The sequence below is a fragment of the Pseudomonas arabinosi genome, from assembly GCF_047758675.1.
Lineage (GTDB): Bacteria > Pseudomonadota > Gammaproteobacteria > Pseudomonadales > Pseudomonadaceae > Aquipseudomonas > Aquipseudomonas arabinosi.
In genome coordinates this window covers 2804076-2818902 of record NZ_CP180480.1, presented here as the reverse complement: position 1 = coordinate 2818902, position 14827 = coordinate 2804076, and the positions used below count along the sequence as shown (strand labels likewise).

Genomic DNA, 14827 nt, shown 5'->3' with positions numbered 1-14827 from the left:
CAGAGCGTGGGAACGATCAAACAGCGTTCAACAGGCGGCGCGGGGACCCACGAATATCCGTTCGCCGCCTGGCAAAACACCCGGTGCGACTCACGTCGCACTGGGTTCTTTTTGTCTGGTCGTCAGGCAAATTTCACCAGATTCAGCACCGGCAGCGGACCACCTGGAAACTGCACCAGCCGCGCACCGACGCTCAATTCCCCCAGATCAATCCCGAAGAAGCCCAGCTGTTCGATCAGCGCCGCCACTTGAGCTTTTGCATCGGCATCATCGCCCGAGAGAAACAGCACCCGCCGCCCGCCCTCCGCCGCCGGATCGCTTTCCAGAAACCGCGCCTGAAGGTGATTGAACGCCTTCACCACCCGCGCACCGGGCACCCATTCGGCAAACACTTCGCTGGACATTCGCCCCTGCAAATCCACCGCCTTGAACGACGGCGCCTCGATTGAGTTGTTGGCGTCGATGACAATCCGTCCGCCAAAATCCGGCAGGCCGGCGAGCGCGGTCGGCAATTTCGACCAGTTGACCGCGACCAAAACGATGGCTTGTGCGGCGGCCTCCTCGCGGGTTCCGGCACGCGCCGTCGGCCCGAGTTCTTCCACCAGCGAGGCCAGGCTTTGCGGGCCACGGCTGTTGGCGATAACCACTTCAATGCCTTGACGCGACAGTGCTCTGGCAAAAGCTGCGCCGATTGCGCCGGCGCCGATGATTCCGATGGTGCTCATGGTTGTTCACTCCGAGGGTTGTCGTTGGAGTGAATACTGCACTTGCCATTAGCACTTGATTAGCCGGTAATGCCTTGAATGATCTTCAAGCATGACTAGCAGGTGCCTGCCATGGAAACCCTCGCCAACCTCGAATCCTTCGTCCGCAGTGCCGAAACCGGCAGTTTTTCCGCCGCCGCACGGGTGCTCGCGCTGACCCCTGCGGCTGTCAGCCGCAACGTGGCGATGCTCGAACGTAACATCGGCGTGCGGCTGTTCCAGCGCTCGACCCGCAAGCTGTCCCTGACCGAAGCCGGGGAACGCTTTCTGACGAGTATCGGCGGCAATCTGGAAGCGTTGCAGACAGCGATCAGCACGGTAAGCAGCGACCAAGGCGAGCCGGCGGGCGTGCTCAAAGTCAGTCTGGCGCCGACGTTTGGCATCGGTCATGTCTTGCCGCTGCTGCCGGCGTTCCTGGCGCGCTACCCGCTGATTCGCCCGGAATGGCACTTCGAAAACCGCCCAGTGGATTTGATTGCCGAAGGGTATGACGCGGCCATTGGTGGCGGCTTCAAGTTGACGCCGGGAGTGGTGTCGCGAACGTTGGCGGCGGCGGATGTGGTGGCGGTCGCTTCACCGGCCTACCTCGCAGGACGCAGCCTGCCCGACAGTCCGGCGGACCTGTCCGGACACACCGGCATCGTGATGCGCGGCACCCGCACCGGGCGGATTCGCCAATGGCTGATGCGCGATGGCGCGGGCAACGAAGCACCGGCCAATCTGAATGAAAACATTGTGCTCAATGACCCGGCCGCCATGCGCGAAGCGGCGATACTCGGCTTGGGCGTGACGCTGCTGGTGTTGCCGGATGTGCTGGCGAATATCCAGCGTGGCGAACTGGTGCGCCTGCTGCCCGACTGGCACGCCGACGCGGGATCGATTTCGTTGTATTACCCGAGCCGGACGTTGATGCCGGCCAAGACCCGGGTGTTCATCGATTTTGTCGTTGAGGCGTTTCAGAGGTAGACCGCGTTATCGTTCTTCGCGAGCAAGCCCGCTCCCACACTTGATCTCCAGTGAATACAAGACCTGTGTACTCCCCCGATCAAATGTGGGAGCGGGCTTGCTCGCGAAGAGGCCCTGACATCAAACCAAAAACTGTAAGATCAACCAGCTATTCGCCCCGCTGATCAGCACAAACAACCCCCACGCCAGCACCCGCGTCGGCCACCGATTCACCAACGGCCCCATGAGCCTGTGATCGTTGGTCATGCGAATCAGCGGATACAACGCAAACGGCAATTGCAGACTCAACACCACCTGACTCAACACCAGCAGCTTGCCGATCGCATTGTCGCCCATCAGCCAGACGCCAATGAACGCCGGGATCAGCGCCAGCCCGCGCGTGAGCAATCGCCGTTGCCAGCAAGGAATCCGCAGGTTCAGGAAGCCCTCCATGATCACTTGCCCGGCGATGGTCCCGGTGAAGGTCGAGCTCTGACCCGAAGCCAGCAACGCGACGCCGAACAACACACTGGCCAGCGCCCCGCCCACCAATGGGTCGAGCAGGTGATAAGCGTCCTGGATATCGACCACGTCGGTATGCCCGGTCTTGTGGAACGCCGCCGCGGCGAGGATCAGGATGGCCGCGTTGACCAGCAACGCCAGGGCCAGAGAGCCGATGGTGTCGATGCGCGCCAGTTTCACCGCGTCCTGCTTGCTGGCCAGGTCCTTGCCAATCATCCGGGTCTGCACGATGGAGGTGTGCAGGTACAAGTTATGCGGCATCACCGTGGCCCCGAGAATACCGATGGCCAGGTACAGCGGCGCAGCATCACCGATGGCGGACAGTGACGGAGTGAACCCCCGGGCGACGTCCGGCCAGTAGGGTTTGATCAGCAGCAATTCAACGAAGAAACACACGCCGATGGTGCCCACCAGCACCAGCATGATCGCTTCGAGTCGACGGAAGCCACGGTTTTGCAGGGCCAGCACCAGCAAGGTGTCGAATGCCGTGAGCGCGATGCCGAAGGTCAGTGAACAGCCCAGCAGCAAATGGAACGCCAGGGCGCAGCCGAGCACTTCGGCCAGGTCAGTGGCGATGATCGAGATTTCCGCCAACACCCACTGGGTCCGTGCGGTCCGCGTGCTGTAGCGCTCCCGGGACAACTGCGCCAGATCACGCCCGGTGGCGATGCCCAGGCGCGAACACAAACACTGCACCACCATCCCCGCCAGACTCGCCAGCAGCACCACGAACAACAAGCTGTAACCAAACCGCGAGCCAGCTTCGATGGCGGTCGCCCAGTTGCCCGGGTCCATGTAGCCGATGGACACCAGCAAGCCAGGACCGGCAAAACGCAGCATCCGGTTGAAGAACGAGGCGCGGGGATCGACGGCAACGCTGCCGGCCACTTCCGGCGGACAGAACGGCGCCGTGGCGGTTGTGGGCAAACTGAATTTCACACAAACATCCAGAAACAAATGGGAGGTGGGCAGCTTAGACGTTCACTCATTCGGCTGTACATGCAAAACCCTGTAGGAGCTGCCGCAGGCTGCGATCTTTTGATTTTCAGCATTGTCAGCGTCACCGAAGTGCAAGATCAAAAGATCGCAGCCTTCGGCAGCTCCTACGTGGACCGCAGTGGGATCACCTGCGTCAGCATTGGAATATTCTTCTTTGTATACAAAATCACGACATCTATAGAGCAATCACTCACCCGCAATGCTAACGTTGCCGCCTCACTCAGGTCGGAGGTGCGTGCGTGCTGATACTCAAACTGCTGGTCATCCCAGGATTTCTCTTGCTGATTTCCCTGGCCGGTAAACGCTGGGGACCCAGTGTCGCCGGTTGGCTGTCGGGGTTGCCGGTGGTGGTCGGGCCGATTCTGTTCTTTCTCGCCATCGAACAAGGCCAGGTGTTCGCCGCTCAATCGGCGACGGCAGCGCTGTCGGCGATGTTTGCGATGATTGCCTTTTGCGTGACCTACGCGCAGGTTGCACAACGCGCGAAGTGGCCGTGGGTGCTGGTGGTTTCACTGTTGGTCTGGGCCACGGCGGCCGTTGTGCTGTCGTTGATTCCGCCGTCCCTGGTGTTCTCGGTGATCGCCGCCGCGACCGCCCTGCTGGCGGCACCGTATCTGTTCCCCTCGGTTCAGCCAATCGTTTCAGGCCCGGCGCCGAAGTCCGACAAATTGCTGTTGCGCATGATGGCCGGCGCCCTGCTCACCCTCGCGGTCACGTTGTTGGCCAGCACCGTTGGCGAGCGCTGGAGCGGCCTGCTCGCGGTGTTCCCAGTGTTGGGCAGCGTGATGGCGGTGTTCTCCCAGCAAACCCGCGGGCCGGCCTTTACCGCCGCATTGTTGCGGGCCACCGCGACCGGGATGTATTCGTTCGCCGCATTTTGCCTGGTGTTGGCGCTGACCTTGCCAAGCATGGGTCTGACCGCGTTTGCCCTCGGCGTCGCGGTGTCTGTGGGTATGCTCGGGGTGACCAAGCGCTTGTTGGCCAAGCCTGCGAGCCTGGTACCGGACGCTGGACGTACGGCGATCAAACGCTAAGCTGCTTGATGTCATCGGGCCAGGATGGTCGCCCGCTCATCGCGCTGAAGGAACAGACATGACTCAGCTCCGAAACAGCCACAGCGCGACGGCCGTCGGCGTGATTGCGATTGTGCTCTGGTCCTCCTTGGCGTTGCTGACCACCCTCACCGAAGGCATTCCACCGTTTGAACTGCTGACGCTGGGTTTCGGCGCGGCGTTCGCGGCGAGCCTGGTGATTCTGGGTCGACGCGGGCTCGCCGGGTTCACCAGTTGGCGCCAGCCCTGGACCGTGTGGGCGACCGGGTTCGTCGGAATTTTCGTTTATCACGCGCTGTACTTTTTCGCACTCAAAGCCGCCCCGGCGGCCGAAGCCAGCCTGATCAACTACCTCTGGCCGCTGTTGCTGGTGCTACTGTCGGCGTTCTCGGCCGGCGAAAAGCTGCACAAACGGCAATTACTCGGCGCGCTGCTGGGCTTGGCGGGCACTGCCTTCATCATGCAGCAGCGTGCCCCGAATGCGGATGCCGCGCTGCCCATCGCCGGTTATCTCGCGGCGTTTGGCTGTGCGCTGATCTGGTCGGTTTACTCGGTGATCAACCGCCGGTTCAGCGAAGTACCGAGCAGCATCATTGGTGGCATCTGCGGTTTGGTCGCCGTGGCCGGACTGGTCTGCCACCTGGCATTCGAAACCACGGTACAGCCTGACTTCAGCCAATGGACCGCGATTGTCGTCCTCGGGCTTGGACCGGTAGGTCTGGCATTTTTTGCCTGGGACCACGCCACCAAACACGGAAGTCTGGCGACGCTGGGTGCGCTTTCCTACCTGGCGCCGCTGATTTCCACGTTGTTGCTGATCACCGTGGGGCGCAGCCATGCCAGCCCGATTCTGATCATCCCCGCGCTGCTGATTATCGCCGGGGCAGTCATCGCCACATCGCGATCAACCGCCAAAGTGCCGATAACACGTTCGATAGTTTCGAACGAGTAAAGCAACAAGCTCGCACGTCAATCGAACAGGTTTACTTCAACATCAGCCTCAGTTCCAAACCAACTGACTGAGGCCTGCACCATGAAGTTCTTTTTCCACCCTTCGCCCAACCCAATGAAAGTCGCCCTGCTGCTCGAAGAACTGCAAACGCCCTACGAATTGATCGGCGTCGACACCTTCAAGGGCGAGCAACACCTGCCAGCCTTTTTGGCGATCAACCCGAACGCCAAGGTGCCAGCCTTGGTCGATGGCGACGCGATCGTCTTCGACTCCCAAGCGATCCTGCTGCACCTGGCGCAGAAACATCAGCGCTTCCTGCCAACCTCCGTGGCCGGGCAAGCCGAGCTACTGTCCTGGCTGATGTTCATCGCGACCGGTCTCTCGCCATTTTCCGGCCAGGCGGTGCATTTCCTGCACCACGCACCGGAAGACCTGGCGTATGCGAAAAACCGCTACCTCAAGGAAGTCGAACGCCACTACCGCGTGCTCGATCAGCGTCTGGCCGACCATCAGTACCTGGCCGGCGACACCTACAGCATCGCCGACATGGCGCTCTGGGGTTGGGCCAATTACGCGCCGTACATCCTCGGCGAGAACGGTCTGGCGGCGTACCCGAACGTCAAGCGCCTGTTCGATGAAATCAGCGCCCGCCCGGCCGCCCAGCGTGCCCATGGTCTTAAAGAGAAACTGGTGCTGAAGGCGGAGTTCGACGAAGAAACCCGTCGCAACCTGTTCCCGCAGAATCAGGCGTAACACCGTTGTTGTAGCAGCTGCCGAGCTCGCGAGGCTGCTGCTACAGGGTGGTGAGGGCTGCTACAAAGTGGATTCCATGGGATGATTGCGGCGAACGCGCGACCATCCCCTGGAGTTTCTGAATGTCATTGTTGAGTAAAAAAGCCGTTGTCCTGTTGTTGACGGCGATTGCCAGTCTGGGAGCGCTGAATGCGCAGGCCGCCAAAGCCACTGCTAGCGATACCGCGCCCGCACAGAAAGTCTCGATGCTCGGCGGCAAGTTCACGTTCAACCTGCCTAAAGGCTTCGTCGCCAACCCGTTGCCTGCCGGCGACGCGGCCACCGGCACCGCCGGGGCAACGGGCACCATGTACACCAATCAGGCGACTAAAACCGTGGTGATCGCGGCTGAAAACACCATCCCCGGCGGTCTCAACGTCAAAGACAACGACGGTCAGTTCCTCGACTCCGTGGCGTCTGACTTCGCCACCCAACAAGCCACGGCGCTGCCAGACTTCACCAAGCTCAGTGAAAAAAGCCTGACCCAGAAAGGCACCGGACTGGGGTTGCGGCAGATCGACAGCACCGCCACCCAGGGCGGCGGCAAAACCCTCGACACCACAGTGATGGCCGCGTCCAACACGCGCATGGCGATCGTTCAGGTGATTTCCCGCCTCAGCGACAATGCTGGCCACGAGACGCTGGTCAAACAGATCATCTCCGGCAAGTAAGCGTCAGGGATTGAGACGTTGCAACCAGGCGCTCAAGTCCCGCATTTCGACAGCACTGATGCTGTGACCGACGCCAGGATAGGCATGAAACTCAGGCTTGAGTGACAGGCTCTGCAACAGGCTGTCGGCGTCCGTGCCGTCATTGTAGGGAATGAGTGTGTCCGCGGTGCCATGACCAATGAAAATCGCCAGCTTCTGGCGTTTTTCATCCGGTTTCAGTCCGGACTTGAGCACCGGCAGAATCCGCCCGCTCAACGCCGCGATCCCGCCCACCGCCTCGGGATGACGCAGGGCCACCTCGTAGGACATCATCGCGCCCTGGCTGAAACCCACCAGGAATACCTTGTTGGGTTCGGTGTGATATTTCTTCGCAGCCTGTGCGACGAAATCCAGCAATACCGCGCCGCTGGTCTTCAGATCATCCGTCTCACCGTCGTAGGCGCCATCACCTTTCTGGCGGAACCACTGATAACGGCCCTCCTCGATCACCATCGGTGCCCGCACCGAAAGATAGTTATATGACGCAGGCAGTTCATCCTTGATGTCGAACAGGTCCTCCTCGTTACTGCCGTAACCGTGGAGGAAAATCACCAGGGGCTGATTGCGCGATTCGGGGTTGACCTGCTCCAGGTACTTGAGCGGCAGATCGGTTTGCAGCGGGATTTGAGCGTGGACGGCGGTGGACGCCAGGAGTGTCAGCAGAGCGAGAAACTTCAACATAAACCTTCCTTCACAAGTGCAGGATTCGGGGCAGAGCCTAACACTGTGAAGCTGCCCGGACATATTCGGTGCTGCTGATGCCGCCTTCGCGAGCAAGCCCGCTCCCACAGGAGTACGCGGTCAACTGTGGGAGCGGGCTTGCTCGCGAAAGCGGCCTCGAAAACGACTAAGAACCTCAGTCGTTGATGAGTTTTCCGACCCGAATCGGCTCGCGCCCCGCGACCTTCGCCTGCCAGGTGCCCGGCTGCGTATAGCGCCCGCGATCAATCGCAAACAACACGCCACTGGTCCCGGCGCAAACAGTCGTGACCCGATCATTCAGCGGATCGACCACTTCAAACAGCGCATCGCCCTTCTCCACCCATTCACCCGAATCGCGCAGAAAACTGACGACCCCGTGATGCGGCGCGAACAGGTATTGGGTGCCTTCGAACGGCATGCCTTCGCAGCATTCGCTCGGTGCCGCGGGCCAGGTGCCTTTGATGAAACCCTGCTCGGCGAGGAAGCCGAGAATCGCCTCGCAATTGGCCTGAGCCTGATCGACTCGCGTATCCCCCATGCTGCCCAGCTCCAGCGTCGTCGCCAGGTTGGCCGGCGGGATCGCGGCCTCAGGGAGAGCCCTGGCCAGACGCAACCACGGCGTTGAACACGACTCATCGAATGAGCTGCCGCCGGAATCTTCACAGAGCAACGCCACCCCTGCCTTCAAACGCGCCGCCAGGGATTGCCACTGCGGCCAGTGTTGCGGCAAGGCATACAGATGAATCGCCGCGTCGAAATCACAATGCAGATCGAGGGTGATGTCGGCATCACAAGCGTGGCGCAGCAGCAAGCGGTGCATGGCTTCAAGCTGCGAGGCCGGTGCCGGCAGGCCGTCGAGTACCTGTCCCATGGTCTGGCGAATCAACGCAATGTTGGCAGCCGCATCACTGCCCAAGCGATCACCGATCAACTCGGCCACCGGTGCGCTGAGTTCGACGAACGAGCGATTGAAGTTCTTGCCGCTGCCCAGCTCGAAGCGGCCCATGTGGCTGCCTTGCAGGTGCTGATCGAGGCCGATGGGATTGGCCACCGGGACCAGTTCGATCACGCCCTGCAACTGGCCCTGGGTTTCAAGTTCGGCCAGACGCTTCTTCAGTTCCCACGCCGTGCGCATGCCCGGCAGTTCATCGGCGTGCAGGCTGGCCTGGATGTAAACCTTGCGAGTGCCCGCGCCATAACGAAACACGCTGAGGGTGCGTTCGGTGCCCAGGTGGCTCCAGGGCAGTGAATGGTCGATGCGTTGCATGGAAACTCCTGAATACTGGACGATGAGGTCTTCTTTTGTGGGAGTGAGCCTGCTCGCGATGGGGCCCGATCAGTCGCCATCATTATTGACCTTCCGGCCGCCATCGCGAGCAAGCTCGCTCCCACAAAGGCCTCCATACAATAGAGAGAGCATAAAAAAAGTGGCAACCGCGTCAACGGTTGCCACTTTTTTGAACGGCGTGATTAATGGCCGTAAACGTCAAAGTCGAAGTACTTGTCTTGCACTTGCTTGTACTTGCCGTTGGCGCGGATTTCGGTGATGGCGGTGTTGAATTTCTCTGCCAGGGCGGTATCGCCCTTGCGCACAGCGATACCGGCGCCGCCGCCGAAGTACTTAGCGTCTTCGTAGGTCGGGCCTACGAAAGCGAAGCCTTTACCGGCGTCGGTTTTCAGGAAACCGTCGTCCAGGTTGACCGAGTCGGCCAGCATCGCGTCGAGACGACCGGCGACGATGTCCAGGTTGGCTTCCTGCTGCGAGCCGTAGCGAACCAGATTGATACCGGCCGGCACCAGCACTTCGGTGGCGAAGCGGTCGTGGGTACTGGCGCGCAGCACACCGACTTTCTTGCCTTTGAGTTCGGTCAGCGGGTCTTTGATGTCGGAGCCTGCCTTCATCACGAAGCGCGCCGGGGTGTGGTAGTACTTGATGGTGAAATCGACGTTCTTTTTGCGATCGTCAGTGATGGTCATGGACGACAGAATCGCGTCGATTTTCTTGACCTTCAGGGCCGGGATCAAGCCGTCGAACTCTTGCTCGACCCAGGTGCACTTCACTTTCATCTGCTCGCACAGCGCGTCGCCGATGTCCACGTCGAAGCCGGTGAGTTTGCCATCAGGGGTTTTCATCGAGAATGGCGGGTAACCGGCTTCGATACCGAGGCGGATCGGCTTGGCGTCTTCGGCCACAGCCGTCAGGGACAACATCGACAGTGCCAGGGCACCGAACATCACTAGCTTCTTCATTTACAACTCCTGTGTGCGGAGGCTTTTATTGGCAGCTTTCGGTTGGTGAAGACCGAAGTGGCCGGCAGTCTAGAGCGGCTCAAGGAGGGTCAATTGTGTTTAAGCGACAAATAGTTATAGAAAAGTAGCCGGCGGATTCAAGTCCCTTGAAGCGTGCGCCAAGCCGGTGCAAAGACTGTAGGACAAGCCCTTTTTTCAGACAAAACCTACAAGCAAAAACTACAAGAGAGCCCTTATGCCCACGTTGAACCTCATCCAGCACCACCCCGCCGAAGGTCCCGGCGCCATTGCCGACTGGGCTACGTCCCGAGGCCTGACCCTCAACGTGTTTCGCGCCGACCTTGGTCAGTTGCCGCCCGTCAGTGCAGCACCGGTGATTCTATTGGGCGGGCCTTATGAGTCCAACGCCGGACCCGCCTGGCTGGAAGCCGAACGCCAGTGGTTGGCGGGCAGTCTGGATCAAGGCGCGGCGGTGTTTGCGATTTGCCTGGGGGCGCAGTTGCTGGCGCTGAGTCTGGGCGGGAATGTGCGGCGGATGGATCGAACCGAAACCGGTTGGACGCCCTTGACCTTTGTCGATGGCCAGACGTTACAAGTGCTGGAATGGCACGAAGACGCCATCGACCTGCCGCCAGACGCGCAGTTGCTGGCCAGCAGTGATCAGTGCGAGCAGCAGATGTATTGCGTCGGGCCGACGCGGGTGGGTTTGCAGTTTCATCCGGAGTGGACGGCTGAATCGGTGGCCACGCTCAATGAACACTTTGCCGACGAGTCACCGCTGCCCCGGGGTCAACAGGACAGCGCCGCCTATGCAACCGTGTTCGAGTGGTTGCAGGCGACGCTGGATGGGTGGTGGGCATCCGTTTAGAAGCAAGATCAACAGATCGCAGCCTCGTTTCACTCGACAGCTCCTACAGGGGATCGCGTAAGCCTGTAGGAGCTGTCGAGTGAAACGAGGCTGCGATCTTTTCGACTACATCAACATTCGCAACCGATCACGGTGCTGGCAGGCCGTTGCACCGCAACACTCAACTCAAACCCTTCATCCAGCCACCCGGTCACCCCGCCGATCATTTCCTTGACCGGGTAACCCAGCGCCGCCAGTTTCACAGCAGCCTTGTTGGCGCCGTTGCAGTGGGGCCCGGCGCAATACACCACGAACACGCTGTTTTTCGGGTAAGCCGCCAGACCTTCAGCGCTCAGCAGTCGCCCCGGAATATTGATCGCTCCCGGCACATGGCCACGCTCGAACGCGAGCGGACCGCGCACGTCCACCAGGACAAAATCCACCTCGCCGGCCTGTTGGCTGCCGTGGACGTCGGAACAGTCGGTTTCGAAGGTCAGACGGTTGCTGAAATGCATCAGGGCGATGGCCGATGGGGCGGCGGGAATCTCGCGGACCAGGCTGGTCATGGGCTGTACTCCAAAGTATCGGCGGGTGTGAGAAGACTTTATCCGCTCGACACTTGCGGCTACAGTGGCGCACAAGACACTCACCGGGAATTTTCCGCCAAATGCAGCCCACCCCTGGATTGGTCGCGATTCTGGCCTACGACGGCCTCTGTACGTTCGAATTCGGCATCGCCGTGGAGATCTTCGGACTGGCCCGTCCGGAGTTCGACTTCCCTTGGTACGAGCACCGGATTGCCGCCGTGGATCAAGGCCCGATGCGTGCCATGGGCGGCATTCAGATACTGGCCGATGGCGGCATGGAACTGCTCGAAGAAGCCCGGACCATCATCATTCCCGGCTGGCGCGATCGCAGCGCCCCGGTGCCGGAGGCATTGATCGCGGCCCTGCGCCAGGCCCATGCGCGGGGTGCGCGGCTGCTGTCGATCTGCTCGGGCGTGTTCGTGTTGGCGGCCACCGGTTTGCTCGACGGTCGCGGCGCCACCACGCACTGGCGCTACACCGCTGAGTTGGCCGAGCGTTTTCCGAACATTCTGGTGGACCCGGACGTGCTCTATGTCGATTCAGGTCAGCTGATCACCTCGGCCGGCAGCGCTGCCGGTATCGATGCCTGTCTGCACTTGGTGGCGCGGGACTTCGGTACGCAGGTGGCCAACTCGGTGGCGCGGCGGCTGGTGATGTCGCCGCAACGCACCGGCGGCCAGGCGCAGTTCATTCCGACACCGGTCAGTCCTACGCCGCGTAGCGATTTGTCCCGCGTCATGCAGTGGGCGCGCGAGCGTTTGCATGAACCGCTGGAGGTGCGCGAGCTGGCGAGTGAGGCGGCCATGAGCGAACGGACTTTCCTGCGCCGCTTCACTGAAGCCACCGGCATGCCGCCCAAGGCGTGGTTACAGCATGAACGGCTGGGCCGGGCTCGCGAGCTGCTTGAGAGTACGAGCCAGAACACCGACCAGATTGCCCAGCGCTGCGGTTATCGCTCGGTGGAGAGTTTTCGGGTGGCGTTTCGCAGCGTGGTCGGGGTGCCGCCGTCGGTGTATCGGGAGCGGTTTGGGCGGGAGGTTAAAGCAGTAATTTGAGGTGTGTTTGAGGGCCTCATCGCGAGCAGGCTCGCTCCCACATTAGACCGCATCCGTCCAAACTACTCGGTCAACTGTGGGAGCGAGCCTGCTCGCGATGAGGCCAGCCCAGACACCCGTTTTCTCAAGGCTTACGCAACAGATAGGTATCCATAATCCACCCATTCTCCAACCGGGCCGCCTTGCGCACCCGTTCGATCTCATCCGCCACATCCTTGAGCTTGCCGCTGATCAGGATTTCATCCGGCGTCCCCAGGTAGGCCCCCCAGTAAATCTCCGTCTCCTGATCTGCCACCCGATGGTAGGAATCCTCCGCATCGAGCATCACCACCAGGCTGTCGGCATCGCTCACCTGCCCCGCCGCCAAGCGCCGGCCAGTGGTGATTTCAATCGAGCGGCCAATGCGGTTCAGCGGCACCTTATGCTGCGCCGCCAGCGCCTGGACACTGGTAATGCCGGGGATCACTTCAAATTCGAAGACGCAGCGGCCCGAGGCCAGAATCGCCTGCAAGATCCGAATAGTGCTGTCGTACAACGCCGGGTCGCCCCACACCAGAAAACCGGCGCACTGGTCGTCAGTCATTTCCTCACTGATCAACCGTTCGAACGTCTGCTGCTTGGCCAGGTTCAGGTCTTCCACGCTGGCCTTGTAGTCCACCTCACCGCGCTCGCGCTCCGGGCTGTGGGCTTCGACGAAGCGGTAGTCGCGATCGGTGATGTAGCGCTCGCAGATCTCGCGGCGCAGGTCGATCAGTTTGTCTTTGCTCTGGCCTTTGTCCATGAGGAAAAACACGTCGACGAGGTTCAGCGCCTTCACGGCCTGCATCGTGATGTAGTCGGGATTGCCGGCACCGATGCCGATGACCAGAAGTTTTTTCATCAATGTGCTCCCTCGGGGTCAGTGCCCAGCAAGCGTAAGCGCCAGCGGCCGTTGAACCGCAACTCGATGGCCGACAGCGGTTCAACGTCGATCAGGTTGAACGCGGCGCCTTGCAGCACCTGCATCAGCGCGGCGCGAATGACAAACGGATGGGTGATGGCAACGATGTGTCCCGGTGTGGCCTCCAGCGTTTTCAGCCAAGCGGCCACTCGCTCACCGAGTTGCACCACCGACTCGCCGCCGTGGGGCGCCGAGCTTGGGTCATCGAGCCAGATTTGTAGCGCTTGAGCTGCGGATTTTTGCAGATCGTCGATCCGCGCGCCTTTCCAGTTGCCGAAATCGCAATCCCTCAATGCCTCGACAATCTCCGCGTCGCTGCCGAACAGCTCGGCGGTTTGCCGGGTTCGCAGTTCAGGTCCACACACCAATCGTGGCGTCCCCTTGAACTGAGCACGACGCGATCCCTTTGCCGATTGCCAATCCATCTCTATGGGCTCATTCGTAGGAAAACACGACAATTTTTGTGCGACGGTTCGAGCGTGGCACATCAGGGTCAAACGGGTCGCCTGCACGAAGGATCACTCTGTCGATGGAAACTGAAACGGCGTCACGCCGAAAATAATGGCCCAATTGTGCCGCAAGAAGCGCGATCCAGGGCGTTTCGTTTGATCCGGCCATACAGGTTCTAAAACTTGATACACCTGAAAAAATCGGCGATATCCGACACCACTATGGGCAATGGCCTACAAGCTCAGTCGACATCCATGTAGCCCAAGGCCCACGGGCTTTTCGCCCTGTTTTGGGGCTTTAAAAAACCATGGAAAAATTCACTAGACATGTTGAGTCCGCTACATAAATACTGTTTTAGCAATTTATGAAATGAAACCGACATATCCATCCAGCAGGAGCCCGGATGCCTTCTCTCAGAGACCTGATCACCGATCCCGGCCTGGACCTTACGCCGTCGGAACGCAAAGTCATCCGTGCCTTGCTGGACCAGTACCCGCGTAACGGACTGGGCCCGATGTCACGTTTGGCCGAACATGCCGGTGTCAGCGATCCCACCATCGTGCGACTGGTCAAAAAACTGGGTTTCAGCGGTTATGCCGATTTCCAGGAAGCCCTGCTCAGCGACATGGACCACCGCCTCCGCTCTCCCAGCACCCTGTTGCAACCTCGTGCTCATCTTCAGAAAGGCGACGCCTGGAGCCAATATCTGGCGCACAGCCATCGAGCGCTGGTGGACACCCATGCGCTGACCCAGCCCGAAGATGTGCGGATTCTGGTGGAATGGCTGCTCGACACCCGTCATCAGGTGCATTGCTTCGGCGGGCGCTTCAGCAGCTTCCTCGCCAGTTATTTACTCAATCACCTGCGCTTGCTGCGTCCGGGATGTTTCGCCCTGGAAGACAACGCGCAACTGCCCGACCGATTGTTCGACGTGCAGCGTCAGGACGTGGTGCTGGTGTTCGACTATCGCCGCTACCAGTCACAGGCCCTGCGCGTGGCCAATGCGGCGAAAAGTCGATATGCACGCGTGGTGTTGTTCACTGACATCTATGCTTCACCGTTGCGGGAAATGGCCGACCTGATTATCAGTGCGCCTGTGGAATCGGTGTCGGCCTTCGACTCCCTGGTTCCGGCGCTGGCCCAGGTCGAGGCGCTGATTGCCTGCCTGACCCTGCGCAGTCCGGATCTGGCCGATCGCCTGGAAGGCATCGACGCCCTGCGGACCGACTTCGACACCCACCTGCTGGAGGAAAAATAAGG

The 14827-nt window shown here is 60.6% G+C and carries 16 protein-coding genes; 8 read left to right on the top strand and 8 right to left on the bottom strand.

What is annotated here, in order from left to right:
- Nucleotides 1-122: 122 nt before the first annotated feature.
- On the bottom strand, nt 123-725 hold the full coding sequence (locus ACMXYJ_RS13125) for an NADPH-dependent F420 reductase (protein WP_150655469.1): 603 nt from the start codon (nt 723-725) through the stop codon (nt 123-125).
- 111 nt (nt 726-836) lie between these two features.
- Between ACMXYJ_RS13125 and ACMXYJ_RS13120 the strand changes: the two genes are divergently transcribed.
- A complete protein-coding gene (locus tag ACMXYJ_RS13120) occupies nt 837-1730 on the top strand; it encodes a LysR family transcriptional regulator (protein ID WP_415760156.1) in 894 nt (297 codons plus the stop codon).
- Between the two features lie 120 nt (nt 1731-1850).
- Here the strand turns inward: ACMXYJ_RS13120 and ACMXYJ_RS13115 are convergent, their stop codons facing one another.
- Complete coding sequence (locus ACMXYJ_RS13115; RefSeq protein WP_415760155.1) at nt 1851-3170, bottom strand: Nramp family divalent metal transporter; 1320 nt, start codon at nt 3168-3170, stop codon at nt 1851-1853.
- Nucleotides 3171-3469: 299 nt separating this feature from the next.
- On the opposite strand from ACMXYJ_RS13115, the gene ACMXYJ_RS13110 reads away from it, so the two are divergent.
- The 4 genes from ACMXYJ_RS13110 (at nt 3470) to ACMXYJ_RS13095 (ending at nt 6697) form a co-directional block, all read left to right on the top strand.
- Nucleotides 3470-4264: a hypothetical protein gene (locus ACMXYJ_RS13110; RefSeq protein WP_415760154.1), complete on the top strand. Its 795-nt coding sequence runs from the start codon at nt 3470-3472 to the stop codon at nt 4262-4264.
- A gap of 58 nt (nt 4265-4322) precedes the next feature.
- On the top strand, nt 4323-5234 hold the full coding sequence (yddG, locus tag ACMXYJ_RS13105; RefSeq protein ID WP_415760153.1) for an aromatic amino acid exporter YddG: 912 nt from the start codon (nt 4323-4325) through the stop codon (nt 5232-5234).
- Between the two features lie 81 nt (nt 5235-5315).
- Entirely contained in the window at nt 5316-5987 is a 672-nt protein-coding gene (locus tag ACMXYJ_RS13100) for a glutathione S-transferase family protein (protein WP_415760152.1), read from the top strand.
- A gap of 122 nt (nt 5988-6109) precedes the next feature.
- The gene (locus ACMXYJ_RS13095) at nt 6110-6697 is read left to right on the top strand and encodes a hypothetical protein (protein ID WP_415760151.1); all 588 of its coding nucleotides are present in this window, start codon (nt 6110-6112) and stop codon (nt 6695-6697) included.
- A gap of 3 nt (nt 6698-6700) precedes the next feature.
- Here the strand turns inward: ACMXYJ_RS13095 and ACMXYJ_RS13090 are convergent, their stop codons facing one another.
- From ACMXYJ_RS13090 to ACMXYJ_RS13080, 3 genes are all read right to left on the bottom strand, one after another.
- Complete coding sequence (locus ACMXYJ_RS13090; protein WP_415760150.1) at nt 6701-7417, bottom strand: alpha/beta hydrolase; 717 nt, start codon at nt 7415-7417, stop codon at nt 6701-6703.
- A 175-nt stretch (nt 7418-7592) separates the two neighbouring features.
- Complete coding sequence (locus ACMXYJ_RS13085) at nt 7593-8705, bottom strand: succinylglutamate desuccinylase/aspartoacylase family protein (RefSeq protein WP_415760149.1); 1113 nt, start codon at nt 8703-8705, stop codon at nt 7593-7595.
- A gap of 203 nt (nt 8706-8908) precedes the next feature.
- On the bottom strand, nt 8909-9688 hold the full coding sequence (locus tag ACMXYJ_RS13080; RefSeq protein WP_415760148.1) for an ABC transporter substrate-binding protein: 780 nt from the start codon (nt 9686-9688) through the stop codon (nt 8909-8911).
- A gap of 235 nt (nt 9689-9923) precedes the next feature.
- Between ACMXYJ_RS13080 and ACMXYJ_RS13075 the strand changes: the two genes are divergently transcribed.
- The gene (locus ACMXYJ_RS13075; protein WP_415760147.1) at nt 9924-10556 is read left to right on the top strand and encodes a type 1 glutamine amidotransferase; all 633 of its coding nucleotides are present in this window, start codon (nt 9924-9926) and stop codon (nt 10554-10556) included.
- A 110-nt stretch (nt 10557-10666) separates the two neighbouring features.
- Here the strand turns inward: ACMXYJ_RS13075 and ACMXYJ_RS13070 are convergent, their stop codons facing one another.
- The gene (locus ACMXYJ_RS13070) at nt 10667-11101 is read right to left on the bottom strand and encodes a rhodanese-like domain-containing protein (RefSeq protein ID WP_415760146.1); all 435 of its coding nucleotides are present in this window, start codon (nt 11099-11101) and stop codon (nt 10667-10669) included.
- Between the two features lie 101 nt (nt 11102-11202).
- Here ACMXYJ_RS13070 and ftrA point away from each other — a divergent pair, with 101 nt between their 5' ends.
- Nucleotides 11203-12177, top strand: coding sequence for a transcriptional regulator FtrA (ftrA, locus tag ACMXYJ_RS13065; RefSeq protein ID WP_415760145.1), 975 nt, complete (start codon nt 11203-11205; stop codon nt 12175-12177).
- A gap of 124 nt (nt 12178-12301) precedes the next feature.
- Here ftrA and cobF read toward each other — a convergent pair whose 3' ends face one another.
- Nucleotides 12302-13057, bottom strand: a complete 756-nt coding sequence (gene cobF, locus ACMXYJ_RS13060) for a precorrin-6A synthase (deacetylating) (RefSeq protein ID WP_415760144.1) — start codon at nt 13055-13057, stop codon at nt 12302-12304.
- Complete coding sequence (locus ACMXYJ_RS13055) at nt 13057-13629, bottom strand: histidine phosphatase family protein (protein WP_415760143.1); 573 nt, start codon at nt 13627-13629, stop codon at nt 13057-13059. Before ACMXYJ_RS13055 ends, cobF begins: the two co-directional genes overlap by 1 nt.
- Before the next feature lie 341 nt (nt 13630-13970).
- On the opposite strand from ACMXYJ_RS13055, the gene ACMXYJ_RS13050 reads away from it, so the two are divergent.
- Nucleotides 13971-14825, top strand: a complete 855-nt coding sequence (locus ACMXYJ_RS13050) for a MurR/RpiR family transcriptional regulator (protein WP_415760142.1) — start codon at nt 13971-13973, stop codon at nt 14823-14825.
- Nucleotides 14826-14827: the final 2 nt, after the last annotated feature.

Bases quoted from the DNA above. Each gene is read 5' to 3' on its own strand.
- ACMXYJ_RS13090 (WP_415760150.1), bottom strand. From the start codon at position 7,417: ATGTTGAAGTTTCTCGCTCTGCTGACACTCCTGGCGTCCACCGCCGTC.
- ACMXYJ_RS13085 (WP_415760149.1), bottom strand. From the start codon at position 8,705: ATGCAACGCATCGACCATTCACTGCCCTGGAGCCACCTGGGCACCGAA.
- ACMXYJ_RS13070 (WP_415760146.1), bottom strand. From the start codon at position 11,101: ATGACCAGCCTGGTCCGCGAGATTCCCGCCGCCCCATCGGCCATCGCC.
- yddG (WP_415760153.1), top strand. From the start codon at position 4,323: ATGACTCAGCTCCGAAACAGCCACAGCGCGACGGCCGTCGGCGTGATT.
- ACMXYJ_RS13075 (WP_415760147.1), top strand. From the start codon at position 9,924: ATGCCCACGTTGAACCTCATCCAGCACCACCCCGCCGAAGGTCCCGGC.
- ACMXYJ_RS13100 (WP_415760152.1), top strand. From the start codon at position 5,316: ATGAAGTTCTTTTTCCACCCTTCGCCCAACCCAATGAAAGTCGCCCTG.
- ACMXYJ_RS13050 (WP_415760142.1), top strand. From the start codon at position 13,971: ATGCCTTCTCTCAGAGACCTGATCACCGATCCCGGCCTGGACCTTACG.
- ACMXYJ_RS13080 (WP_415760148.1), bottom strand. From the start codon at position 9,688: ATGAAGAAGCTAGTGATGTTCGGTGCCCTGGCACTGTCGATGTTGTCC.
- ftrA (WP_415760145.1), top strand. From the start codon at position 11,203: ATGCAGCCCACCCCTGGATTGGTCGCGATTCTGGCCTACGACGGCCTC.
- cobF (WP_415760144.1), bottom strand. From the start codon at position 13,057: ATGAAAAAACTTCTGGTCATCGGCATCGGTGCCGGCAATCCCGACTAC.
- ACMXYJ_RS13095 (WP_415760151.1), top strand. From the start codon at position 6,110: ATGTCATTGTTGAGTAAAAAAGCCGTTGTCCTGTTGTTGACGGCGATT.
- ACMXYJ_RS13120 (WP_415760156.1), top strand. From the start codon at position 837: ATGGAAACCCTCGCCAACCTCGAATCCTTCGTCCGCAGTGCCGAAACC.
- ACMXYJ_RS13125 (WP_150655469.1), bottom strand. From the start codon at position 725: ATGAGCACCATCGGAATCATCGGCGCCGGCGCAATCGGCGCAGCTTTT.